The sequence below is a fragment of the Enterobacter sp. TCD1-1 genome (assembly GCF_020567405.1).
GTDB classification, from domain to species: domain Bacteria; phylum Pseudomonadota; class Gammaproteobacteria; order Enterobacterales; family Enterobacteriaceae; genus Enterobacter; species Enterobacter quasiroggenkampii.
Window position 1 is genome coordinate 1,552,395 of record NZ_JAJCXF010000001.1, and the last position, 24,742, is coordinate 1,577,136.

The 24,742-nt window shown below is 57.1% G+C and carries 22 protein-coding genes and 1 pseudogene; 6 read left to right on the plus strand and 17 right to left on the minus strand.

Features of this window, described 5'->3' with window-relative positions; all coding sequences use genetic code 11:
- Nucleotides 1–24: 24 nt before the first annotated feature.
- Nucleotides 25–1,512 carry an MFS transporter gene (locus tag LJA86_RS07475; protein WP_229226255.1) on the minus strand — a complete coding sequence of 496 codons (1,488 nt, stop codon included), beginning with the start codon at nucleotides 1,510–1,512 and terminating at the stop codon, nucleotides 25–27.
- 116 nt (nucleotides 1,513–1,628) lie between these two features.
- On the opposite strand from LJA86_RS07475, the gene LJA86_RS07480 reads away from it, so the two are divergent.
- A complete protein-coding gene (locus LJA86_RS07480) occupies nucleotides 1,629–2,222 on the plus strand; it encodes a TetR family transcriptional regulator (RefSeq protein ID WP_196346392.1) in 594 nt (197 codons plus the stop codon).
- 54 nt (nucleotides 2,223–2,276) lie between these two features.
- Here the strand turns inward: LJA86_RS07480 and nhoA are convergent, their stop codons facing one another.
- On the minus strand, nucleotides 2,277–3,122 hold the full coding sequence (gene nhoA, locus LJA86_RS07485) for an N-hydroxyarylamine O-acetyltransferase (RefSeq protein WP_090392472.1): 846 nt from the start codon (nucleotides 3,120–3,122) through the stop codon (nucleotides 2,277–2,279).
- Nucleotides 3,123–3,230: 108 nt separating this feature from the next.
- On the opposite strand from nhoA, the gene LJA86_RS07490 reads away from it, so the two are divergent.
- Entirely contained in the window at nucleotides 3,231–3,803 is a 573-nt protein-coding gene (locus LJA86_RS07490; RefSeq protein WP_229225933.1) for a flavin reductase family protein, read from the plus strand.
- Between the two features lie 423 nt (nucleotides 3,804–4,226).
- Here LJA86_RS07490 and fusA read toward each other — a convergent pair whose 3' ends face one another.
- The gene (fusA, locus tag LJA86_RS07495; protein ID WP_229225934.1) at nucleotides 4,227–6,326 is read right to left on the minus strand and encodes an elongation factor G; all 2,100 of its coding nucleotides are present in this window, start codon (nucleotides 6,324–6,326) and stop codon (nucleotides 4,227–4,229) included.
- 160 nt (nucleotides 6,327–6,486) lie between these two features.
- Here fusA and LJA86_RS07500 point away from each other — a divergent pair, with 160 nt between their 5' ends.
- On the plus strand, nucleotides 6,487–6,786 hold the full coding sequence (locus LJA86_RS07500; RefSeq protein WP_008501755.1) for an ArsR/SmtB family transcription factor: 300 nt from the start codon (nucleotides 6,487–6,489) through the stop codon (nucleotides 6,784–6,786).
- On the opposite strand, the gene LJA86_RS07505 is transcribed toward LJA86_RS07500, so the two are convergent.
- Nucleotides 6,779–7,420: a helix-turn-helix domain-containing protein gene (locus tag LJA86_RS07505; protein WP_045908811.1), complete on the minus strand. Its 642-nt coding sequence runs from the start codon at nucleotides 7,418–7,420 to the stop codon at nucleotides 6,779–6,781. The genes LJA86_RS07500 and LJA86_RS07505 overlap by 8 nt on opposite strands.
- Before the next feature lie 121 nt (nucleotides 7,421–7,541).
- Nucleotides 7,542–8,873 (minus strand): 2-hydroxycarboxylate transporter family protein, encoded by a 1,332-nt coding sequence (locus LJA86_RS07510; RefSeq protein ID WP_229225935.1) that lies wholly within the window; start codon nucleotides 8,871–8,873, stop codon nucleotides 7,542–7,544.
- Between the two features lie 414 nt (nucleotides 8,874–9,287).
- Between LJA86_RS07510 and LJA86_RS07515 the strand changes: the two genes are divergently transcribed.
- Nucleotides 9,288–10,973, plus strand: a complete 1,686-nt coding sequence (locus LJA86_RS07515) for an NAD-dependent malic enzyme (protein WP_229225936.1) — start codon at nucleotides 9,288–9,290, stop codon at nucleotides 10,971–10,973.
- Between the two features lie 44 nt (nucleotides 10,974–11,017).
- Here the strand turns inward: LJA86_RS07515 and LJA86_RS07520 are convergent, their stop codons facing one another.
- From LJA86_RS07520 to LJA86_RS07570, 11 genes and pseudogenes are all read right to left on the minus strand, one after another.
- Complete coding sequence (locus tag LJA86_RS07520; protein ID WP_111966602.1) at nucleotides 11,018–12,019, minus strand: Kdo(2)-lipid IV(A) acyltransferase; 1,002 nt, start codon at nucleotides 12,017–12,019, stop codon at nucleotides 11,018–11,020.
- A gap of 184 nt (nucleotides 12,020–12,203) precedes the next feature.
- Nucleotides 12,204–12,434: a tautomerase PptA gene (gene pptA, locus LJA86_RS07525; RefSeq protein WP_008501760.1), complete on the minus strand. Its 231-nt coding sequence runs from the start codon at nucleotides 12,432–12,434 to the stop codon at nucleotides 12,204–12,206.
- Nucleotides 12,435–12,471: 37 nt separating this feature from the next.
- A complete protein-coding gene (locus tag LJA86_RS07530; protein ID WP_229225937.1) occupies nucleotides 12,472–13,089 on the minus strand; it encodes a glutathione S-transferase family protein in 618 nt (205 codons plus the stop codon).
- Nucleotides 13,090–13,130: 41 nt separating this feature from the next.
- Nucleotides 13,131–14,018, minus strand: coding sequence for an ABC transporter substrate-binding protein (locus LJA86_RS07535; protein WP_229225938.1), 888 nt, complete (start codon nucleotides 14,016–14,018; stop codon nucleotides 13,131–13,133).
- Between the two features lie 9 nt (nucleotides 14,019–14,027).
- A complete protein-coding gene (locus LJA86_RS07540) occupies nucleotides 14,028–14,801 on the minus strand; it encodes an amino acid ABC transporter ATP-binding protein (RefSeq protein ID WP_023292311.1) in 774 nt (257 codons plus the stop codon).
- On the minus strand, nucleotides 14,785–15,711 hold the full coding sequence (locus LJA86_RS07545) for an amino acid ABC transporter permease (RefSeq protein ID WP_229225939.1): 927 nt from the start codon (nucleotides 15,709–15,711) through the stop codon (nucleotides 14,785–14,787). Before LJA86_RS07545 ends, LJA86_RS07540 begins: the two co-directional genes overlap by 17 nt.
- Before the next feature lie 9 nt (nucleotides 15,712–15,720).
- Nucleotides 15,721–16,230, minus strand: coding sequence for a GNAT family N-acetyltransferase (locus tag LJA86_RS07550; protein WP_008501765.1), 510 nt, complete (start codon nucleotides 16,228–16,230; stop codon nucleotides 15,721–15,723).
- A 9-nt stretch (nucleotides 16,231–16,239) separates the two neighbouring features.
- Nucleotides 16,240–18,503, minus strand: a pseudogene (locus LJA86_RS07555) (NtaA/DmoA family FMN-dependent monooxygenase).
- A gap of 16 nt (nucleotides 18,504–18,519) precedes the next feature.
- Nucleotides 18,520–19,641, minus strand: coding sequence for an amidohydrolase (locus LJA86_RS07560; RefSeq protein WP_045908821.1), 1,122 nt, complete (start codon nucleotides 19,639–19,641; stop codon nucleotides 18,520–18,522).
- Nucleotides 19,638–20,639: an LLM class flavin-dependent oxidoreductase gene (locus tag LJA86_RS07565; RefSeq protein ID WP_048223398.1), complete on the minus strand. Its 1,002-nt coding sequence runs from the start codon at nucleotides 20,637–20,639 to the stop codon at nucleotides 19,638–19,640. Before LJA86_RS07565 ends, LJA86_RS07560 begins: the two co-directional genes overlap by 4 nt.
- Before the next feature lie 110 nt (nucleotides 20,640–20,749).
- The gene (locus LJA86_RS07570) at nucleotides 20,750–21,289 is read right to left on the minus strand and encodes an AAA family ATPase (protein WP_229225940.1); all 540 of its coding nucleotides are present in this window, start codon (nucleotides 21,287–21,289) and stop codon (nucleotides 20,750–20,752) included.
- Between the two features lie 340 nt (nucleotides 21,290–21,629).
- Between LJA86_RS07570 and LJA86_RS07575 the strand changes: the two genes are divergently transcribed.
- On the plus strand, nucleotides 21,630–23,165 hold the full coding sequence (locus LJA86_RS07575) for a methyl-accepting chemotaxis protein (protein ID WP_229225941.1): 1,536 nt from the start codon (nucleotides 21,630–21,632) through the stop codon (nucleotides 23,163–23,165).
- Here the strand turns inward: LJA86_RS07575 and LJA86_RS07580 are convergent.
- The gene (locus tag LJA86_RS07580; RefSeq protein ID WP_008501772.1) at nucleotides 23,162–23,560 is read right to left on the minus strand and encodes a (R)-mandelonitrile lyase; all 399 of its coding nucleotides are present in this window, start codon (nucleotides 23,558–23,560) and stop codon (nucleotides 23,162–23,164) included. The two genes, LJA86_RS07575 and LJA86_RS07580, sit on opposite strands and share 4 nt — an antisense overlap.
- A gap of 108 nt (nucleotides 23,561–23,668) precedes the next feature.
- On the opposite strand from LJA86_RS07580, the gene LJA86_RS07585 reads away from it, so the two are divergent.
- A complete protein-coding gene (locus LJA86_RS07585) occupies nucleotides 23,669–24,583 on the plus strand; it encodes a LysR family transcriptional regulator (protein WP_063621792.1) in 915 nt (304 codons plus the stop codon).
- Nucleotides 24,584–24,742 lie beyond the last annotated feature (159 nt).

Below are 24,742 nucleotides of genomic sequence, written 5' to 3' on the forward strand. Positions count from 1 at the left end.
GTTGCCCCTGTTTTACCGCGCGGTTTACTGCGGATTGACCTTCGCCAGGCTAAACCAGATCCCCACTGCCAGCAACAGCAGCATGCCGCCCGCACTGCCCAGCGCCACGCTGTGGGAGGTAATAAACGCACTTTTCGCCGCCTCAATCACCGGCTCCGCCAGGGACGGCGTCAGATCCTGCGCCACCTTCATCGCTTCCCCAATTGATGACGAGGCTTTATCGATGAGCGAGGCATTCAGCCCCTGCGGCAGGTCAATCGACGCCGAGAAGCTGCGGGTCAACAGCAGACCAAAAATGGCGATCCCCAGCCCGGCTCCCAGCTCATAGGACATGGTTTCAATCGCCCCTGCGGCGGCGGCTTTCTCCTTCGGCGCGGCAGCCATAATGGCGGAAGTCGAGGCCAGCAGCGCGCTGGCGGCACTGAAGCCGAGCAGCACCATCAGCCCCCACGCCTGCCACTGCTGCGTGCTGAAGTCGAGCGTCGACAGGCCGATAAAGCTGACGGCGCTGAGCCCCATGCCGCCGGCCGCGACGATGCGTAGCCCCAGACGGCCCACCAGCACACCGGCAATCGGTCCGCTGAACCCGCTAGCCACCATTACCGGGAGCATAAACATGCCCGCCTCGAACGGCGTAAAACCATGGACAAACTGCAGCTCCTGGGCCATCAGCAGCTCAAACCCGACCAGGGCAATCATGGCGGTCATCGCCATCACCACGCCGCTCAGAATAATGCGATGGCAGAAGAGACGCATATCGATCATCGGTACGTGGGCACGAAGCTGAATACGCACAAAAATAAACAGCATCACGGCACCCGTCAGCAGGGTACACGCCACCAGCCAAGGCGCCAGAGCGCCCTTAAGCGCGGTTTTGGCGCTGTAGACCAGCAGCAAAATCGCCACAATCAGCATGATGGCATGGCTGATATTCAGCGGCTGCTCCGGGCGGCCCTGCTGACGGGGCACAAAACGCGCGGCCAGCGACACCACCACCAGCACGATCGGCACGTTGATTAAAAACACCGATCCCCAGTAAAAATGCTCCAGCAGCATACCGCCAATCAGCGGGCCAAACGCCGCCCCGCCGGAACCGACCGCCGCCCAGACGCCGAGCGCGATGTTGCGATCTTTCGCGTCGGTAAAAAGCGTGCGGATCCCTGCCAGGGTGGCCGGAATAATCATCGCCGCACCGATCGCCAGCGAGGCGCGCGCCGCGATCAGCCATCCTGCTGAGGGGGCAAACGCAGCCGCCAGCGATGACAGACCAAACAGCGTACTGCCGATCATCAACAGCCGTTTAAAACCGATGCGGTCACCCAGGGCGCCCATCGGCAGCACCATACCCGCCATCACCAGCGAGTAGATATCGATGATCCACAATAATTCGTTACCGCTGGCGCCCAGCGTCATGCTCAATGTTGGCGCCGCCACGTGCAGCACCGTCGCGTCAATCGCGACCGGGATATACACCAGCACGATAATCACTAACGCTAACCACTGACGAAACATAAATTTCCTTTTCATTTTAAACCTGGACACATGTCCAGATTGCGATCCTACGTAAAGTTGAACGCGTGTCCAGCTTTTTGTTACACTCGTTTCGTTCCCATTGAGAGTGAGTAAAGATGCGATATCTGAGCAAGGATGAACGGCGCGAAGCCATCTTACAGGCCGCCATGCGCGTGGCGCTGGCCGAAGGACTGGCGGCAATGACGGTACGACGCGTTGCGGCTGAAGCCGGCGTCGCGACCGGACAGGTTCACCATCATTTTACCTCCGGCGGGGAGTTAAAATCGCTGGCCTTCGTACGGTTAATCCGCGAACTGCTGGATGCGGATGTTGCGGGTGAACAGGCCGGATGGCGGGAACAGCTTCATGCCATGCTCGGCAGCGATGACGGCAGGTTCGAGCCTTATATACGTCTCTGGCGTGAAGCGCAGATCCTGGCCAGCCGTGATGCCGACATTAAGGGTGCCTATGTGATGACCATGGAGATGTGGCATCAGGAAACGGTGGCGCTGATTAACGCGGGAACGGAGGCCGGGGTATTTCGTCCCGGCGATCGGGCGGAAAATATCGCCTGGCGCTTGATTGGGTTGGTGTGTGGTCTTGACGGAATGTATATCTTAAACATGCCCGAAATGGATGAGGTCGCGTTTAACAACCATCTGGATAAGTTAATCACGCTCGAGTTGTTTACTACCCCGTCTCAGCCGTGATGTTGCCGGGTGGCGGCTACGCCTTACCCGGCCTACAGCCCACCTCTTTGCGCATTATTTCCCGGCCTGAGGGTGCGTATCAAAGCCCGCCATCACCGCCGTCAATTCTGCGAGTGAAAAACCGTGCTTAGGATCGTCAACGCCCAGCCCAAAGCGTTTCTGCATCAACTGGTAAAGCGCCTCAGCATCCGGTAAGTGAACCTGCTCCTCCACGTGACCGTTCTGCCAGTGGGTAAAGTTGAAGTTGGTCAGCGTCAGCTTGCCGCCGTCCGGCAGATGGCGGCACATCAGCAGATGATGGCGGAAGTGCGACTGCGGCCAGTGCGCCGACCAGAAATTCCCCATCACGTAATCACTGAAATACTGTGTCGTCAGGTCGAAATGGTACATCGACTGCCAGTGCTCGTGGTGACGGAACTGCAGCACCCAGTCGTTACCCTCGCTCAGCAGACGATACAGACCGTGCGGCGTTTCCTGTTCCTCACTGGCGAGCAGACGAATAGGCGCCGTCAGCGTCTGGCCGCCAAACCCCACGTCCGCAATCCAGCGCTCGCCGTTAAGCTCAACCAGCAGCAGGCGGTGCGTGCGCGGCGGCATTTGCGGCGGGCTCGCTAATACCACGCGTCCCAGCACGCTGCGTACCGTGAAGCCGACTTCACGCAATACCCGCTCAAACAGGCCGTTTTGCTCAAAGCAATATCCTCCGCGACGGGCGGTGACCAGCTTGTCGACCAGACACCGATCGTCAAGCTGGATTTCGCGCGGCAGCACGACGTCAATATTCTCAAAAGGGATCGCACAGTTATGGTGTAAATGCAGCGCGCGCAGGGTATCGATATCTACCCGTGTCGGTTGCGTCCAGCCGATGCGAGCGAAGTAGTCGGTCAGAAAGGGGGACATACATCAGTTTCCTTTGATTGTGATGTTCTGTTTATAAACTAATTTTACGCACTCACTTTGATTTACTTGCTTTTTCGTCATACTCATCGTTACAGATGAGGAGATCCTATGAGCCACTTTCGCCCTGTTGAATTACGTCATGCCAGCCGTCTGCTGAACCACGGCCCTACCGTGCTGATCACCAGCCGCGATGAAAGCCTGGACAGACGTAACGTTATGGCTGCCGCATGGTCAATGCCCGTTGAGTTTGAACCGCCACGCATCGCGATAGTCGTGGACAAAAGTACCTGGTCACGCGAGCTGATCGAACGCAGCGGGAAATTTGGCATCGTTATCCCCGGCGTGGCGGCGGCCAACTGGACTTACGCGGTCGGCAGCGTCAGCGGGCGCGATGAGGACAAATTCAACTGCTATGGGATCCCGGTGGTGAATGGCCCGGCGCTCGGCCTGCCGGTCATTGAAGAGAAATGCCTGGCGTGGATGGAGTGCCGGTTATTACCCGTGACCTCCGCTGCAGAGAAATACGACACGCTGTTTGGCGAAGTGGTTTCAGCGGCAGCGGATGAACGGGCGTTTATCGCCGGACGCTGGCAGTTTGACGGGGATAAGCTCAATACCCTGCATCATCTTGGGGCCGGGACGTTTGCGGCGAGCGGGAAGATGGTGAAGGCGCTGGATTGAGAAAACCCGTCCCCTATGGGCTGAGGCATGCTCAGTAATTTTTAAGCAGAAGCAATATGTTGCTTTCATGATGGCTGTAGGCTTTCAGCGACGCCCTGGTCCGGCTGTAAATCGCCGAAGCGTTTCCGTAAGGCCGGGGCGAGGCGCAGGGATGCGCCGAGAGGGCTTGGCCTGCAGGGATGCAGGCTCATGCCCGACCCGATAGCCTGAAGGAATAAGCTGAGGGCACCGCGAAGCGGCGATTTACCGCCGGGAGCCCGGGTTGCCAGGGCGGCGGCGATTGAGCCGCCCTGGCACGTTCACAGGTATTGTCGTTTCAGAGTAGCAAGGAACATGAAGTGAACGGAATGACCACCAGAGTGGTATGTTCCCCCTCACCCCAGCCCTCTCCCTTGTACACCCTCAAGGGAGAGGGTGAACGTACTACTTCGCACGCCGTGAAATAATCTCATCCGCAACATTCCGCGGTGCTTCCGCAAAATGATGGAACTCCATCGTATACGTCGCGCGTCCCTGGGACATCGAACGCAATGTCGTGGCATAACCAAACATCTCTGCCAGCGGTACGTCGGCGCGGATAATCTGGCTGCCGTACTGCTCTGCCATCCCCTGCACCATGCCGCGTCGGGAAGAGAGATCACCCATAATGTTACCGGCGTACTCTTCCGGTGTTTCCACCTCCACGTGCATGATCGGCTCAAGAATCACCGGATCCGCCCTGCGGGCCCCCTCTTTAAAGCCGAGGATCGCCGCCATGCGGAACGCCATCTCCGAGGAGTCGACGTCGTGATACGAGCCAAACGTCAGCGTCGCTTTGACATCGACGACCGGATAGCCCGCCAGCACGCCGCTGTTCATCGCTTCGCGCAGCCCTTTCTCAACGGACGGAATATACTCACGCGGCACCACGCCGCCCTTAGTGGCATCTTCAAATTTAAAGCCACTTCCGGGCTCCAGCGGCTCCAGGCTCAGCACCACATGACCGTACTGGCCTTTACCGCCGGACTGTCGGACAAATTTGCCTTCGATATCCTTCACCGTTTTACGCAGGGTTTCACGGTAGGTCACCTGCGGACGACCGATATTTGCTTCGACGCCAAACTCACGCTTCATGCGGTCGACGATAATCTCGAGGTGTAACTCACCCATACCGGAGATAATGGTCTGGCCGGACTCCTCGTCAGTGTGCAGGCGGAAAGACGGGTCTTCCGCCGCCAGGCGCTGCAGCGCAATGCCCATTTTCTCCTGATCGCCTTTGGTTTTCGGCTCAATCGCCAGCGAAATCACCGGATCCGGGAACTCCATGCGCTCAAGCGTAATGACGGCGTTCGGATCGGTGAGCGTGTCACCGGTGGTCACGTCTTTCAGCCCGACGCAGGCCGCGATATCCCCGGCGCGCAGTTCGTCCACCTCGTGGCGATCGTTGGCATGCATCAGCACGATACGCCCGATGCGCTCTTTCTTCCCTTTCACCGGGTTATACACCGCGTCGCCTTTGCGCAGCACGCCAGAGTAAACGCGGATAAAGGTCAGTTGTCCGACGTACGGGTCGCTCATCAACTTGAACGCCAGAGCCGAAAACGGCTCATCATCACTCGGGTGACGCTCCGCGTGATGCCCTTTTTCATCCACGCCATCAATAGCCGGCACGTCCAGCGGCGACGGCATAAGCTCAATCACCGCATCGAGCATGCGCTGTACGCCTTTGTTTTTGAACGCGCTGCCGCACAGCATCGGCTGGATTTCGCCCGAAATGGTGCGAATACGTAGCCCTTTGATAATTTCCGCTTCCGTCAGGTCGCCGGTTTCCAGGTATTTGTCCATCAGTTCATCGCTGGCTTCCGCCGCCGCAGAGACCATTTTTTCCCGCCATTCCTGGGCGGTACTGACCAAATCGTCCGGCACGGGCGCATAGGTAAACACCATGCCCTGCGTCGCGTCGTCCCACAGAATGGTGCGCATCTTGATCAGATCCACCACGCCGGTGAAGTGATCTTCGGCCCCCACCGGGATGACAATCGGCACCGGATTGGCCTTCAGGCGTTCCTGCATCATCCGCACGACGCGGAAGAAATCGGCACCCGGACGGTCCATTTTGTTGACGAAGGCCAGACGCGGAACGTGATATTTATTGGCCTGACGCCAGACGGTTTCCGACTGCGGCTGCACGCCGCCCACGGAGTCATACACCATCACGGCACCGTCGAGTACGCGCATGGAACGCTCCACCTCAATGGTGAAGTCCACGTGCCCCGGGGTGTCGATGATGTTGATCCGGTGCGGTTCATAGCCTCTGTCCATGCCTGGCCAGAAGCAGCTCACCGCCGCGGACGTAATGGTGATCCCGCGCTCTTGCTCCTGCGCCATCCAGTCAGTGGTTGCCGCGCCATCGTGTACTTCACCCAGCTTGTGGCTCATCCCGGTATAAAACAGGATGCGCTCGGTGGTGGTGGTTTTACCGGCATCGATATGCGCGGAGATACCGATGTTGCGATAACGTTCGAGAGGGATGGGTCGGGGCATGATATTTCCTTAGTCACTATGACATGTTTGTGACGACCAGGATGGTCGTGCATTCGTTCGTTTGCTATAATAGTCCTATTGTACGAGTATTATCGAACTATTTTTTAAGGGTTGACCTATTGTTGATATAGCTCAATCTGACGCCATACGCAGGAAAACGATGATCCCTAACCACCCTGAAACTGAACAAATACTGCTGGAAAATGTGCTCTTTGCCCTCGGCAACCCGCTCCGGCTATCGATTATTCGCCGGCTCGCCGATGGTAGCGAACTCAGCTGCAACGCGCTGCGCCCGGAAGATGTGGTGAAGTCCACGATGACCCATCACTGGCGCGTATTGCGCGACAGCGGGGTCATCTGGCAACGTCCGCAGGGACGCGAAAACATGATTTCATTGCGACGAGACGATCTGGATACCCGCTTTCCGGGGTTGATGGCGATCCTGCTGCAGGTTAAGTAACTTCTGTCCCTTCCAGGCGATAGACCGGGACCTGCCGGGTTGTTTTGGTAAGCGTATCGAACACCTCGGCGTTGGACGTCACGATCCGCATCCCTGTTTTGCGTAACCGTTGTACATCAGCCGCGATGCGCTGAATGCCAAACCAGAAAAGCCCGTCGAGCGCGGTCACAGACAGCCCGTTTTCCAGCGCCAGTTTGAGGCGCTCCTTTGGCGCTTTCACCTGCTGGGCAATTTGCCGGTAAGACGCTTCCGTCGCACCCGTGGCGTCACTGCGCTGGATACGCGTCTTCAGGTGATAGGTAAACTCGTCAGGTATGCCGTCCAGATCCCGTTTAAGGCTGTAGACGCAGCCAAAGCGCTTGCCGTTAAACAGAACATTTTTCTGACTGAGCTGAAGCTCTTTTCTGACAGCGTCAATCAACTGGGGCGCGCGGGTGAGAAGCAGCCTGAAGGGCAGCTCGAAGCTGGTGACGTAATCCACATTAAGCAACGCGAGACGCAGACGATCCTCCGCACCGGACTGTTGCTCACGACACTCCTCCAGCACCTCCGCCCACTGGCGCGTCAGGCGCTCCGGTTCGGCGGCTTCGGTCAGGAGATATTTTTCAATCTGATAATCAACTCTTCCGGTCATCGTGTGGTATCCCGTCGCTGTGGCTGCGGTAATTCTATACAGCGCGGTGAGTTTTATAAAGGACTGAACCGCAGCGACACGCTGTAAATGTCGTTGCGATTCAGTATCCTGAGGTTTCGAATCAGTGCGCCATAACCCAGCCCATCAGCAGCGTGGCGAAAATGACCGTCGAGGCACCGCCGATACGCGTCGCAATCTGCGCGAACGGCATGAGCGACATGCGGTTGGAGGCGGACAGAATGGCCACATCTCCCGTACCGCCCAGCCCACTGTGGCAGCAGGTAACAATCGCCGCTTCCACCGGATACATATTCAGACGCGACGCAATCACGTAGCCGCTCAGCGCCATCGCAATCACCACCGATCCGCATACCACTACATAGCCCACCGAGAAGACCGACACCACGCTTTCAAGCGGCACGTATAGCATCCCGAGGCCGATCATCAGGGGCCAGACCAGCGCAGCCGAAACGAATTTATAGCAGCTGTGCGCCCCCTGCTCCATTGAGGCCGGGATCACCCTGAAGTATTTACACAGGACGGCAATCAGGATCATCAGCACCGGGCCGGGAATGTGGACCAGTTTTTCAAACAAGCCTCCGACGATGAAAAACGCGCACACCATCAGCAATCCGCCGCCCATCAGATGAAAATCTGTCTGCTGTGCGCCTGGCGCCCCGGCAAACAGGCTGGCGTCGTCTTTACTCCGCGTGAGCATGCCATTTCCTGAAAGCGCAGGACGTTTCGTCCCGAGACGCGCCAGCGAGCCCGCACAAATAATGGCGAAAATATTTCCGACGACCGCAGCGGGAGCCAGCTGCGCCACGTAGACGTCCGGCGTCTGCCCCAGTATGGCCGAATAGGCCAGAGACAGGGGCAAAATCCCCTCGCCAATTCCGCCGCCAATGATGGGCACAATGATAAAGAAGAACGTATGGTAAGGCGTAAACCCAAACAGCGTTCCCACAATAAGCCCGCTCAGCACGGCCATCAATGTCCCCGCCACCAGCGGAACAAACATGCGCATCATGCCCTGGATCAGCAGCACCCGGTTCATCCCCAGAATACTGCCGACTACCAGGCAGGCGATGACGAAATAGAGCAGATTCGCCTCCTTCATCAGCAGATGCACCGTATCAAGGGTTTGTTTCCCGAATGCGCCAAAATAGACCAGCACGGAAGGCACCATCAGACACAGGATCGCCGGGCCGCCGATGTCCTTCAGCACGGGGATTTGACGCCCCACTTTGGCAAACGCAAAGCCAAGGGTCATGATGACTGCCAGTCCGCCTATCATATTTTTCGGCAGCAGCCCTGCCCAGGCGGACGTCGCCACAATCGCGGCAATCCCCACGAACAGCATCAACGGGACTGCGCCAACCTCGGTATTGTTGAGCCCAAAGGCGAAACGCGAGGTCGACAGCTCAGAAGTCGGTACAGGATTATCTTTCATATAATCACCTGAAATTTGTGTTCGGATATGCAGAGAACGGAATAAACGAAAAACTATTCCTGATTCAAATAAATGTTCTTAAATAGAAAATAAAAACTTTGGTGGCCTTTTCTAAAAACAGGCTCAGCGTGAAATTAACATGCCCCCCCAAAGAGAAATGTGAACACAATAGCCCTTTCCTTTTAAATAATTTAATTCATTATTATGTAACTAAAGTTATTCATTACATTCAATGCAATTCTTTTGAAATTAATAAAACCAGAAAGAATGTGAACCTTGTCACTCCTGATCCGTTAGCTAAGCGCTAAATTAGCTCCCCAACAAAACACAGAAAACTCCGTGCCTTTATCATCCTTAAAGTCACTGTTTCTACTCGTCTTATTTCTGTTTCGTTTAAATATTCAGGAGTTGACCATGTCTCGTAAAGACGTTCTGTACACGCCCTATAATGGCGCCGTACTGCTGGAAAATCCGTTATTAAATAAAGGCCTCGCCTTTATTAAAGAAGAACGGGATAATTTTAATCTGCATGGATTATTGCCGCATAACGTTGAAACCATTGAAGAGCAAACCGAGCGCGCCTGGGTGCAGTTCTGCCATTTTAAAAGCGATATTTCCCGTCATGTTTATTTGCGCAATATTCAGGACACCAATGAAACTCTCTTTTATAACCTCTTGCGTTCGCATCTGAAAGAGACGTTACCGATTATCTATACCCCGACGGTGGGTGAAGCCTGCGAGCATTTCTCCACGATTTATCGCCGCGCGCGCGGCTTGTTTATTTCATGGCCTAACCGCCATCGTATTGATGAGATGCTGCAAAGTTTCTCGCGCAACGACGTTCGGGTGATTGTGGTGACGGATGGAGAGCGCATTTTAGGGCTCGGCGACCAGGGTATCGGCGGTATGGGCATTCCAATTGGTAAGCTGTCACTCTATACCGCCTGCGGAGGGATCCATCCGGCCTCCACCCTGCCGATTATGCTGGATGTCGGCACCAATAATCAGCAACACCTCGACGACCCGATGTATATGGGCTGGCGTCACCCGCGCATCAGCGATGACCAGTACGCTGAGTTTATGGATATGTTTATCAGCACGGTTAAGGCGCGCTGGCCCAACGTTCTCCTGCAGTTTGAAGACTTTGCGCAGAAAAACGCCACCCGACTTCTGCAGCGCTACCGCGACCAGCTGTGCTGCTTCAATGATGATATTCAGGGCACGGCAGCCGTCACCGCAGGGACGCTGCTCGCAGCGGCCCACGCGGCGGGCACGCGCATTCGCGATCAGCGCGTGGTCTTCCTCGGCAGCGGCTCTGCGGGATGCGGGATCGCTGAAAAAATTGTGGCGCTGATGGTCGATGACGGCCTGAGCGAGTCGGAAGCCCGCAGCAGGATCTTCATGGTCGATCGCTTCGGCCTGCTGACCGACGACATGACCAACCTGCTCGATTTCCAGAAAAACCTGCTTACCGCGCGCGACGCCGTAAGCCGCTGGCAGGTAGACGCGAAGAATATTTCCCTGGTGGACGTGGTGAAGAACGCACATCCAACGGTGATGATCGGCGTTTCAGGTCAGCCGGGGCTGTTCAGCGAAGAGATCGTCAAAGAGATGCATCGCCACTGCCCGCGCCCGATTATCATGCCGCTCTCGAACCCAACGTCGCGGGCGGAGGCCCAGCCGCAGGATCTCATCGCCTGGACCCAGGGGGCCGCGCTGGTGGCCACCGGCAGCCCGTTCGCGCCGGTATTCTGGGAGAATGCGCACTACGAGATTGCCCAGTGTAACAACGCCTATATCTTCCCGGGTCTTGGGCTTGGCGTTCTGGCCTGTAACGCGCGCCGGGTGACGGAAGAGATGCTGATGGCAGCAAGCCGCAGCCTGGCCGCCCAGTCTCCACTGGTGACCACAGAAAGAGGAGGATTGCTGCCGCCGGTAGATCAGATTGAAACGGTCTCGCGCCAGATTGCCGTTGCCGTCGCCCGGGCCGCGATTGAACAAGGCGTGGCGCCATCGTTAGATGATGAAACCCTGCTGGCGCGTATCGAGAAAACCTGGTGGCAGGCGGACTATGCGCCGTACCGCCGATCCGCGTTGTAGCGCCGGTCATGCCCTCACCGCAGGGTGAGGGCATCGCTGTGGTGTCAGTGCTGTATGCCTGAGCGGTCAGAAAAATCGCTGGCGGAGAGACTATCACCCCGAGTTGCCGTCTGTTTCAGACGGGCATACCGATCAGGTACCCCTTCAGGACGGGTTTTGAAGCGACGGTGCAGCCACATATACTGCTCTGGGGCCATGAGTACGGCCTGCTCAATTGCCCTGTTCATCTGCGTCGCCACGGCTTCTTTATCGCCGCCCTGCAGCGCCTCACTGATATCCTCCAGAATAATCAGCTCGTAACCGGTGCCATCCGCCCTGCGACGCGGCACAAAGGGGATGACGGCAGGCTTAGCGCTTTTGACCAGCATATAGCTGCCCGCCGTCGTTGCGGCATCCGGCACCGCAAAGAACGGCACAAACACGCTGTTGGTTTTGCCATAGTCGTGGTCCGGGGCGTACCACAAAATTTCATTCTGCTTCAGCGAGCGGATCATGCCCTTTAAATCATGGCGATCGAGCATGGTTTTGTTGGAACGCAGACGTCCGCGCGTCTGAAGCCAGTCCAGCAGAGCATTGTTATTAGGGCGATACACCCCAATACCGGGGTTGAGCATGCCAAATATCCGCGCGCCCAGCTCAAGCGTCAGAAAATGCATCCCCACCAGCACCACGCCTTTTCCCTGCGCCCTCGCCTTTTCCATGTGCTCATACCCCTGCACGGTAAAGCATTTCTTCACCCGCCACGCAGGCCAGAACCATGCCATCCCGGTTTCAATCACCCCCATTCCTACCGATTCAAAATTACGCTGCAGCAATGACTCGCGTTCATCCTTTTTCATCTCCGGGAAACAAAGTTCCAGGTTGCGGCGGGCAATCTCGACGCGGCGAGGAAGTAAGCGCATCGCCAGTCGCCCCAGGCCATGACCGATTCTGAACAAAAGCGGATAAGGGAGCAGCATGATGAGCCACAGAGCCGCAATGCCGGCCCAGCTTAGCCAGTAACGGGGATGAAGAAAGGCGAATGAAAAACGGGGTAATTTTGTCATCAGAAAATTATCCTTTAACGTGTCTGTCCTTAATTGATTCTGTTGAAGATCTTTCCTAAGGATGAATAAAAAGTCAGCCAGAAACGTTAAGTGTAGCGGATAAGACAAAACGCATTTTTATCGATTTTTGCGAAAAACGGGAAAACAAGCCGGGGAGGATTTATTCGCTCCCCGGCAGAAGATCTTACATCGAATACCCGGGCTTCTTAATAAGCTCCTCCAGCTTCGGTCCAATTTCGGTATCCCAGACCTGCGCCTTCCAGTCTTCAGGCGCGATCTGCTTCAACGCCACCGACACGGAACTGTCTTTGCTGTTGAAATGGCGAATAATCACGTCGGCAATATCTGCCGCCAGGGCAGCTTTTTGTTCGTCGTTCAAATCACGGGGAAAACATTTGATATCTACGTGTGGCATGTACAGGCTTCCGGTTGTGAATGAGGGTTCCACGTTATCAGATAATATTGTTTGCCTTTAACACCTTGTGCAGTTCCGGTCGCTGACATACGGCGTCCGCAATCGCCGTGAATTTAGGGGTATTTTCGGCAAACCAGGCGTGACGGGGCCCCCAGGTGCGCGCTACCGCAATATACACATCCAGCAGCGTCAGCCGTTCCCCCAGCGCAAACGGGGCAGCCTTAAGCTGGCTTTCGAACCACAAATAAAGAGATTTCCGGTATTCGATGCAGTTTTTCTGCAGCTGTTCCGGCGCATCCGGCACCCAGCGTTCGGGATAGTCTGCATAGGTAAACGTGGGATAGACGTTGGCCACAAACCAGATGAGCAAACGCTGAAACTGCTGACGCTCTGCCTGCCCCATGGGTGGAGCAAGATCGGGACACCGGTCGAGCACCATCAGGGCAATCGCCGCCGTTTCGGTCATGATGGCGCCATTTTCCAGCTCCAGCGTCGGCACCTGGCACAGCGGATTGAGCTTGTGCAGCAACTCACGCTGCGGACCGGGCTGGTCAAACCCGTCCACGTTGATGAATTGATAAGGGATATCAGCCAGGGTCAGCATCACCTCACTGATTGCCGAGCCCCAGCCGGGTACGCCATAAAGTTTAATCATGTTGCCCTCTCAGGAGTGAAAATCCTAAGTGTAGAGCACCATTAGTATGTTATCCCAGGCGGGTTGACCTCCGATTGCGCCACCGCTTCGCCCTGCTCGCCCCAGCGCGCCAGCACCTTCTGGTACTCTCCGCGCTCAATCGCACCGTTCAGCGCGGCCTGCAAGGCATAAACCAGTTGATTGCCTTTTTTGGTCGTGGTGGCGACATAAGCTTTCTTCGGCCCTAAACCGACCACGCGGGTTTTGCCGGTGAGCGCCGCTTTGTAAGCTGAAACCGACTGAGGACCAAAGAACACATCCGCCCTGCCGGACTGGATATAGAGATTGCCCGAGGCATCGTCGTGAAGATAGACCGGCAGCGCAGGCGCCCGCCCCGCCTTTTTATTTTCTTCGTTCCAGCCCAGCAGGATGCGCTCCTGATTGGTACCCGAGCCGACAATCACCCTTTTCCCGGCCAGATCTTCCGCGCTTTTGATTGACTGAATCTCGTTGGTGGATTTCACCGAAAACGCCAGCGAATCGACGCGGTAGGTCGCAAAATCAAACTTTTCTTTACGCTGTTCGGTCACCGCAATGTTCACCAGCGCCACGTCGTAGCGCCCGGAAGCGATCCCCAGCGGCCAGTCTTCCCACGCCGTCGGCACCAGCTTTAGCTTCAGCCCCAGGCTGCCCGCCAGCAGGCGGGCAATATCCGGGTCGCTGCCGATCCGCGTGCGGTTATCGCTGGCCAGCAGCGCCAGCGGCGGGGAGTTCAGCATCGAGACGGCGACCGTCAGCGTACCTGACTCAACGAATTTATAACCGGCGGGGATCTTCGCCACGGCCTGCCGATCCACCGTCACCGGCAGCGGCTGCTCGTTGGCTTTCAGATCGATGCTGGCGTGGCTCGCCGTCGTAAAAAGCAGTCCTGCCAGAAGTCCATATTTCATCTGCGCTCCTTACAGCACTTTTGACAGGAACTGGCGCGTTCGCGCGTGCGACGGGCGGTTCAATACCGCGTCGCTGCTGCCCTGTTCCACGATTTTTCCGTCGACCATAAACACCACCTGATCCGCCACTTCCCGGGCAAAGCCGATCTCGTGAGTGACCACCACCAGCGTAGTGCCGGACCGGGCCAGTTTTTTGATTACGTCCAGCACTTCCCCTACCAGCTCCGGATCCAGTGCCGAGGTGGGTTCATCAAACAGCATCACGCGGGGACGTAACGCCAGCGCGCGGGCAATCGCAATGCGTTGCTGCTGGCCGCCGGAGAGATGGCGGGACCAGGCATCGGCTTTGTCCCGCAGCCCGACCACGTCCAGCAGGCTGTACGCTCTTTCCACCGCCTCTTTCTTGCTGAGCTTTTTATGCGCGATGGGCGCCTCAATCAGGTTTTCCAGCACCGTGAGATGGGGAAAGAGATTGAAGTTCTGAAACACATAGCCCACGTTGACGCGCTGTTTGAGGATCTCTTTCTCCTTCAGCTCGTAGAGCTTGTCGCCCTGGCGACGGTAGCCAATATAGTCCCCGTCAATCTGAATAAAGCCTTCGTCGACGCGTTCCAGGTGGTTAATGGTACGCAGCAGCGTCGATTTACCCGACCCGGACGGCCCGAGGATGACCGTCACGGATCCCGGCGGGATCTCAAGCGACACGTTGTCGAGCGCCTTATGGCGTCCAAAATATTTGCTGACGCCGGTAATCGAGATATGTCCTTCAGGAGAGGCTTGCATGGATAGGCTCCTGTGCTGGCGTGGAGGTGACAGAACGGGTACGACGGGCGGCACGGTTCTGATTAACCGCAGAGCGGCGTTCGCTGCGGGCAAGTGCGCGTTCAACACCGTACTGGATAGCGGACAGGACGGTGGTGATCGCCAGGTACCAGGCGGCACCGACCATCAGCAGCGGGATCACCTCCTGCGTGCGGTTGTAGATCATCTGGATGGTATAAAACAGCTCCGGCATCGCCAGGACGTACACCATCGCTGTGCCCTTGGCGAGGCTGATGATTTCATTGAATCCCGACGGCAGAATGGTACGCAGCGCCTGAGGCAAAATGATGCGCACCGTGCGGCGCCAGGCCGGCAGACCGAGCGCGGCGGCGGCCTCATACTGCCCGTGATCGACCCCGAGGAAACCACCGCGAATGATCTCGGCGGTATAGGCGCTCTGCACCAGCGTTAGCCCCACCACGGCGGTAGAGAACTGCCCCAGCACGTTGATGGTTTCAAAACTGCCCCAGGTGATGCTGGTAAACGGCACGCCGAGCGAGAGCGTGTCGTAGAGATAGGAAAAGTTGTACAGGATAATCAGCACGACGATCAGCGGCAGCGACCGAAACAGCCAGATATACGCCCACGCCAGGCTGCTCAGCAGCCAGGATGACGAGAGTCTCGCCAGCGCCAGCATTCCGCCAAACACCACGCTCAGCGCGGTGCCGATCAGCGTCAGCAGCAGGGTCTGCCCGACACCTTCGAGGATCACCGGGTCGAAGAACCAGCGGGCGAACACCGCCCACTCCCAGCGCGGATTAAAGGCTACGGACTGAATCACGACCGCCAGGACAAACAGCGCCACCGCGGCGCCGACGGCCCGCAGCGGATAACGCGCCGGGACCACCTTAATGGTTTCAACGTTGCTCATCGTCGTTCCTCATGCGGTTTTACTGAACGCTTCACGTACCAGCGTTTTGGTGAAACGCAGCCGACCGTCAAACGGCGGCTGGCTATACTCTTCCGGATCGCGGTTCAGATCGAACTGCGGCTGATAGCCCTGGCTAAGATAGAGCCTGACCGCCTCCGGCTGACGAAAGCCGGTTGTCAGGTAGATTTGGCTATACCCTGCCAGCACCGCCCTGCGCTCCAGCTCCTGCACCACGCGCCCGGCAAGCCCCTGCTGACGCAGGGTTTTGTCCGTCCAGATACGTTTGATTTCCGCGGTGCGTTCGTCGAACGGTTTGTACGCGCCGGTAGCAATAATCTTCCCGTCGCGCTCCAGGACGATAAACAGCCCCTGCGGCGCCAGATACCACTCGGTGAGCTCCACTTCCGCGTCTTTAGAGAAGTAGTCCCCGTAGCGGGCCGCATATTCACCGAACAGCCCCTCGATAATGGGCTGAAGTTCGGCATCTTCCGGTGATACATCACGAAATCGTTCGCTCATTACGCCTCCTTAATCGCCCAGGCCAGCCGGGTTCACTTCGGACTGAGGAATGCGCTCAACCCCTTCTCCCCAGCGGTTCAGCACTTTGTCGTAATCGCCGTTTTTGATGACACCGTTCAGCGCGGTTTGCACCGGCTCAACCAGTCCGCTGCCTTTTTTCAGCGTCACCGCGATGTGTGCCGCCTTCGGCCAGCCGCCGTCGACGCTGCCCACCAGTTTGGTTTTCCCGTTCAGCGCCGCTTTCCATGCGCCAATCACGTTCGGGCCAAAGTAGGCATCCGCGCGGCCGGACTGCAGCGCCAGGGTTTGGGCCGCATCGTCTTTGGTGTAGATCGGGGTAAAGGGCTTCAGCCCCTTCTTCAGGTTTTCGGCATTCCATGCCAGCAGGATGGCCTCCTGGTTGGTGCCGGAGCCGACGATAATCTTCAGCCCGGCGATGTCTTCCGCCTTCTGCAGCGACGTAATCGGGCTGGTGGATTTCACGTAAAAGCCGAGGGAATCCTTACGATAGGTAGCAAAATCAAACTTCTGTTTGCGCTCTTTAGTGACGGTGATGTTGCTGATGGCGGCATCGTATTTCCCGGACGCCACGCCCAGCGGCCAGTCCTCCCAGGAGGTGGGCACCACGTTGAGCTCCAGCCCGAGGCTGTCGGCGACCAGACGCGCGACGTCAACTTCGCTTCCCAGCAGGGTTTTGTTGTCGTCGGAGAAGACCGTCAGCGGCGGCTGATTGAGTCCCGCCACCGCAACGGTAAATTTCCCCGGCACGGCAAAGCGATAGTCTTTCGGCAGCTGCGCTACCGCCTCGCTATTTTTCGCGGTGTTAATCGGGGTTTTATTGGCCTCGATGCTCACACCGGTGCCGTTAATATTCACATTCTCTGCCCAGACGGCAGGGGTAAAGGCCAGCGCGAGCGCCAGAATAAGCGATGATTTCTGCATAGCGGGGTTCTCTTTTATTGTTGTGTGTACTGGTTTTTCGGTTGGTCTAAGCCAAGGCTTTCGCGCAGCGTGGTGCCCGGGTAGTCGGTACGGAACAGGCCGCGGGCCTGAAGAATGGGCACCACCTGGTCAACAAAGCGAGGGAAGGTGTCCGGCGTGCCGCCCTGAATAATAAAGCCGTCTGCGGCATAGCCTTCAAACCAGGCCTGAAGACCGTCTGCCACCTCCTCCGGCGTGCCGGAAAAGCGCGGGCGCGGCGAAGCGGCCTCCAGCGCCACCTGACGCAGGGTTAAGTTGCGTTCGCGAGCGTTACGCTTGATTTCATCGGTGGTGCTGCGGAAGCTATTTTTGCCTAAGTCGCCGATATCCGGGAACGGCTCGTCGAGCGGATACTGGCTGAAGTCGTGATGTTCAAAATAACGCCCGAGGTAATTGAGGGCGTCATTAATCGACACCAGCGCCGCCGTGGTCTGGTACTGGTTTTCCACGTCATCGGCATCTTTCCCCACAATCACGCTGACGCCCTGGAAAATATGGAGATCCGACGCGCGGCGGCCGTTTGTTTCCAGCTGCTGTTTTACGTCGCGGTAAAAGGCTTTTGCCTCATCGAGCGTCTCGTGGTGGGTGAAAATGGCGTCGGCATGTTTCGCCGCCAGCTTTTTCCCGTCGTCCGACGCCCCGGCCTGAAAGACAATCGGGCGACCTTGCGGCGTGCGGCCAATATTCAGCGGACCGGCGACCTGGAAGAAGTCACCGTGGTGATCGAGCGTATGCAGTTTCGCCGGGTCAAAAAACTGGCCGCTCTCTTTGTTACGAATAAACGCGTCCCCTTCCCAGGAATCCCACAGCCCTTTCACCACGTCGAGATACTCATCCGCAATCCGGTAGCGCAGCGCATGCTCGGGGTGTTTTTCGCGGGAAAAGTTCTTGGCCGACCCTTCCAGCGGCGAGGTCACCACGTTCCAGCCCGCGCGGCCGTTGCTCAGGTGATCGAGGCTCGCGAACTGGCGCGCCGTGGTGAAGGGCTCGCTGTAGGAGGTGGATAAGGTTCCCACCAGCCCCAGGCGCGAGGTGATGCTGGCCAGTGCGGAAAGCACGGTTAACGGTTCAAAACGATTCAGAAAATGGGGGATCGATTTCTCGTTAATATAGAGGCCATCGGCCACAAAGAGAAAATCGAGCTTCCCTTCCTCGGCCTTTAACGCCGTCGCTTTCACAAAGTCGAAATTAATACTGGCGTCGGCGATCGCTGCAGGATGGCGCCAGGCGGACATATTCCCGGATGCACCATGCAGAATGGTGCCCAGCCGCAGTTGTCGGGTTGCAGACATATTTACCTCTCCTGAATTAAACGTGTTGCAGGGCTTTTTCCGCAAGCTGTGCAAAATAGCGGGCGGCGGGCTCAATCAGTGCTTCATCCGGGTTAAAGGCCGGGTGATGTAAACCAAACGGACTGTTGCTGCCAATGCTGACAAACGCGCCGGGAACAGACTGCAAATAGACCGCAAAATCCTCCCCGCCCATATGCAGTTCCGCGTGCCGGGTTTCATATCCGGCCTCACGCGCGACCGAGGTGGCAAAATCAGCCCAGCGCTCGTCATTCACCAGCGCGGTAGGCCCGGCATACCAGGTGATATCAATCTGCGCGCTGAAGGCGCTGGCAAACCCGGCGGCGATTTCGCCCACGCGGGCTTTCACATTCTGCTGCACTTCCGTGCGATGGGTTCGCAGCGTGCCTTCCAGCTCGACGCTCTCCGGCAGCACGTTCCAGGTGTTGCCGCCCGCAATACGTGTCACGCTCAGCACCACCGAATCCAGCGTGTTGACGTTGCGGCTGGCGACGCTTTGCAGCGCCGTTACCAGCTGGCTCGCCAGCACAATGGCGTCGTTACCTTCATGAGGACGTGCGGCGTGCGCGCCTTTGCCGGTAATGCGGATCACAAAGCGGTCGACGTTGGCGTAGAACGGCCCGCCGCGGGTGGCGAACTCACCGACCGGCAGGCCGGGCTCGTTGTGCATACCGAAAATCGCGCTGACATCGCGTAAGGCACCGGCGCGCACCATGCTCTTCGCACCGCCAAAGTTCTCTTCAGCAGGCTGAAACAGGATGCGCACCCGGCCGTTAAGCGAGGCCTCCCGCTCTTTCAGCTTTAACGCGGCGCCGAGGATGACGCTGGTGTGAATATCGTGTCCGCAGGCGTGCATCACCCCTGCATGCTGTGAGCTAAACGGCACGCCGCTGCGCTCCTCGATCGGCAGCGCGTCAATGTCGGCGCGCAGCGCAACCAGCCTGCTGCCCGTCCCGATTTCCGCCACCAGCCCGGTCGACAGGTCGTAAGGCTGTGGAGTGATCCCGGCGTTGGTCAGCCACTGGCGCAGGCGCGCGGTGGTTTCGACCTCCTGGCCGGACAGTTCCGGGTTCTGGTGCAGTTCGCGGCGCCAGGCAATCAGTTGTTCGCCAAAGCTCATACGGTGACCTCCTTGTTAAGACGCGCCCCGGCCAGCAGTCGCAGCGACGCAACGCGCGTAGCCCCCTCCGCTACCGGCGTGTCGATGATAAATTCGTCAATGCCCCACTGCTGATGCAGCGCGTTGAGCTGTTCCACTACCGACTCAGCGGTACCCGCCAGCAGCGACTGTGCGCGACGTGCAATGCGCACCGGCTCACTGCCCGCCTGGCGTGCAAACGCGTAGGCCTGCTCTTCGCTGGCCACGGTGACACGCTGCCCGTTTGCCAGTTCAACGCCCCACACTTCGACCTTCTGCGCCAGCGCGTCTGCCTCAGCCTGCGTCGGCGCGACAATCGCCTGCACCGCCACTATCACGTCACGCGCGCTGTTCTCGCGCCAGGTCGATACCACCTCGCGCAGCAGTTCCGGGTCACCGTTCAGGTGTGCGGCAAACACAAAGTGCCAGTCGAGCCTGGCGGCGAGCAGCGCGCTTTCGGTACTCGCGCCCAGCAGGAACCCCTCAGCAGGCAACGGCGGCAGCGGCGTGGCGCGGACGGCCTCTTCATTAGCGTGATGCTCAGGACGGATCCAGCGGTCGAGCTGGGCCAGTTGTTCGGCAAAGCTGCCCTTTTCCTGTTGATTCAGTCCCTGCTGCAACGCGCGGGTTGAGAGCGGTAATCCGCCGGGGGCTTTCCCGACGCCGAGATCGACGCGGCCAGGCGCCAGCGCGGCCAGCACGTTGAAGTTCTCGGCGACTTTATAGGGGCTGTAGTGCTGAAGCATTACGCCGCCGGACCCGACGCGAATGCGCGTGGTTTGCCCGAGGATCCAGGCAATCAGCAGCTCCGGCGAAGGGCTGGCAAGCTGTGGGGTGTTGTGGTGTTCGGCAATCCAGAAGCGGTGATAGCCCAGATTTTCTGCCTGCTGCGCCAGCGCCAGGGTACGCGCCAGTGCATCGGCAGCCGTTTCGTTTTCAGCGATGGGGCTTTTATCCAGAATGCTGATTCGCCATGACATGTTGCGTTCTCGTTTGACTTAACATGTCGACATTATTAAAGGCGCATTTCACCACTGAGAAACAATTAATTTACATTTAGTTTGCCGGAAAACAGATATATAAAACCCTGCTAAGAATAAGACTTTAAGGAGGCAATCAGCGATTCCACCTGCTCCCGACGGGTAATGCGGACGAAGCGAATATGGCTATATTGCGGGTTTTGCAGATCGGCTTCATAGCGCGTACGGTTATTACGCCAGGTTTTCATCGTCCAGATGATAATGGATTCTCTGCTGAAGAACGCGCGCCGGAAACTCTCTTTATTCCCCGTTCCCGGCCAGAGCTCGTGCTTATGCCAGGCCCGCTTCAATGCTCGCGTGACGGCCTGCCAGAGGGTGCGGGTAAACCCGTAATCCACCCACACCACCACATCGACATCGCGCCATTTCACAGGCCGCGTGCGGTTGTAGTTACCGTCAAGTACCCAGTCTGGCGAAGCCTGTAGCGCCTGCGCCAGCTTTGCCTGAAATTCGTCGTCCGGCGTGCCCTGCCAGTCAGAGCGCCAGTAGAGTCTGTCCATCTCGATACAGGGAATAGCCAGTTCGGTCGCAATCTGCTTCGCCAGCGTGCTTTTTCCACTCCCGCTGGTTCCTATGACGTTAATTTTCACCTCAGCCTCCCTGTATTCACGAAAATGAGACCAAATCATAGCGTTTTCATTCTGTTAACGAAACGCTATTTCAGCATGACAATTTTTCAAGGGAGGCGATCTCCCTCTTGCAGTTTGGCTTATGTCATTTATTTAAATCGATTCAAAATAACACCCACTAAAATATTTTCAATTTTATTACATTCGACAACATTAACATATTAAAAATAATGGATGCCGGGTATTTCGGAGGTTCTCAATTTCAGCGAGAATATGCACAGATCGTTATTAAAATAATCACTTTTATCTTGCCGGAGCGCTTTCCGGGTTTTTATTCTTGCACAACATCATGGAGTTACTCATGAGGCGTAACACCCCCGTTACACAAAACGAGTATTTACTTAACGCTGGTTCGACGTTAATGTCCACCACCGATACAAAAAGTCATATAACTTATGCCAACTCCGCTTTTATAGAAGCCAGCGGATATAAAGAAGAGCATCTTCTGGGTGAGCCGCATAACCTCATCCGCCATCCCGACATGCCTGCCGAAGCGTTTGGCGACATGTGGTTTACCCTCCAGCAGGGTGAGACCTGGACAGGGCTGGTGAAGAATCGTCGTCATAATGGCGATCACTACTGGGTGCGTGCCAACGTGACGCCGGTCTGGCAGGGGGAATCCCTGACCGGCTATATTTCGGTGCGCAATATCCCCTCACGGGAGGAGATCGCGGCCAGTGAAAATCTGTATGCAAAAGTACGTAATAATGAATTAAAACAGTACCGTTTTTATAAAGGACTGTTTGTTCGGCGCGGTTTATTTTCCTTTTTGTCGCTCTTTAAATGTCTCAGTACCGGAAAACGAATTCAGCTTGGTATTACTGCGACAGCGTTACTTTCCTGCGTGGCGATGTATTTATTCCGCGATCGTCTCGTTCAGGCCACCATTCTGGTGCTGCTTTTTTCTGCGCTGTCCTTTTATCTTCATGTGCAGATCGCCCGGCCGGTAAAATCCATTGTTCAACAGATGCAGCGCGTGGTTTCAGGACGTAAAACGGACTATTACCATTTTGACAGGATCGATGATATCGGGCTGATGATGCGCCTGGTGAATCAGTCTGGTTTAAACCTGAACTCGCTGGTTGATGATGTCGGGGCGCAAATCAGCGGTATTGGCACCATCAGCCAGCAGGTCGCGAAAGAAGGTGCGGCGCTGCAGACGCGCTCTGAGGAAACTGCAGATTTCTTGCAGCAAACCGCATCTGCGGTGGAAGAGATCGCCAGCGCCGTGAAGCAGACGGCCGAAACCGCGAACGAGGCGATTCAGATGGCGGATCGCACCCGCGAGAGCGCCCACTGCGGCGAAGCGATGATGAAAGAGACCATCGGTATGATGCAGTCCGTTTCGCAGGATAACGGCCAGATCGTCGATATTATCAGCGTTATCGATCGTATTGCCTTCCAGACCAATATTCTTGCGCTGAATGCCGCCGTGGAAGCGGCGCGCGCCGGTGAAGCCGGCCGCGGCTTTGCCGTGGTCGCGGCTGAGGTGCGCAATCTTGCACAGCACTCCGCGACGGCGGCGAAAGAGATCAAAGTGCTGATCGAGAAAAACGTTGCCAGCGTCAACGCTGGCGTTGAGAAGGTAGTACAAACCGAATCACAGCTGACGGTCATGATCGACCATGTTCTGCAGGTTTCCACCTTGATTAAGGAGATTGGCCTCGCCACGCAGGAGCAAACTCAGGCGCTGACGCTGATTAACGCCTCCCTCTCCCGTATCGGCACAATGACCCAGAGCAATACGGGGATGGTGGATAACGTCACTCACGCCGCGAATAACCTGACGCAGCGGACGACGCGCCTGCAGCAGGCGATTGCCGTTTTTGGCGGTTAGCCGTTCGGGTACTGCTCGTCGGTCACTTTTTCCAGCCATGTTACCGGGCTGCCATTTACCGCTTCGGCGATGGCGAGATGCGTCATCGCCGTTTGCGCGCTTGCGCCGTGCCAGTGCTTCACGCCGGGTGGGATCCAGGCGATATCGCCCTGATTCAGGATTTCCGCCTCTTTGCCCCACTCCTGTAACCAGCCACGACCCTGCGTCACAATCAGCGTTTGTCCCAGGGGATGCGTATGCCAGGCCGTGCGCGCGCCCGGCTCAAAGGTTACGGTTGCCCCGCCGACGCTGGCAGGTTCGGTCGCCTGAAAGGGCGCGTCAATCCGAACAGCCCCGGTAAACCAGGCTTCCGGTCCTCGTACTGACGGTAATGAACCGCTGCGGATAATTTTCATCTTTTGCTCCTCGTTGACTGTTGCGTTAACAGTAGCGCAAAGCGCTCGGGAGCATTAGGGTGCATAATCAGATAGGACACATGACTGAAACTCATAAATAGAACCTCGATGCTAAAAGATAATTTCAACGATCTGCTCTCCTTTATGGTGGTGGCCCGCGAGCGCAGCTTTACGCGCGCAGCGGCGCAGCTGGGCGTCTCGCAATCGGCACTTAGCCATGCGATGCGCAAGCTTGAGGCGCGATTAGACGTTCGCCTGTTAACCCGCACAACCCGCAGCGTGGTTCCGACACCTGCGGGTGAGCAGCTTTTTTCGCGCCTCAGCCCGCATCTGCTGGAGATCGAACAGGAACTCACGGCGCTTCGCAGCACCCGCGACAAACCCGCAGGCGCTATCCGCATCGTCGCCGGCGAGCACGCGATGGACGCCGTGCTCTGGCCGGTACTGAAGCCTTTTATGCTGCAGTATCCTGACATTAACGTTGAAGTGACGATCGACAATGGCCTGACAGATATCGTAGATGGCCGCTTCGACGCGGGGGTTCGCCTGGGTGAACAGGTGGCAAAAGACATGATTGCGGTGCGGATTGCGCCGGACATGCGCATGGCGGTCGTCGGCTCCCCGGATTACCTGGCTCGTTTTGGCGTGCCGCTCGTGCCGGAGCAACTGGGTGAACACCGCTGTATCAATCTCCGCCTGCCCACCCGAGGGGGATTGTATGACTGGGAATTTGAGCGTGACGGGCGCGAGCTTCGCGTGCGGGTTGACGGACAGCTTACGCTGAATAACCTGTCGCAGCGCATCGACGCCGCGGAGAATGGGCTCGGATTAGCCTACGTGCCCGAGTCCTCGGTTCTGGACGCTCTGAATCAGGGAAGGCTGGTCAGGGTCCTTGAATCGTGGTGCCCCACGTTTGAAGGATATCACCTCTATTATCCGAGCCGTCGGCAGCACACAACCGCGTTCAGGTTACTTCTCGATGCCCTGCAGCAGCAAAAATTTATACCATCTGGTAATAATTAAGAGAATCTGATGATTAAATAATCAACCCCGCCATTGTTTTGACTAAAAACTCATCACGTTTCAGCGTGTTGTGATCCCCGTCTGCTCTGACCACACGATTTCCTTCGACGTGCATCACTTTCGGCACGGTTATATTTTGCGTCGCTTATGAATTGCAGG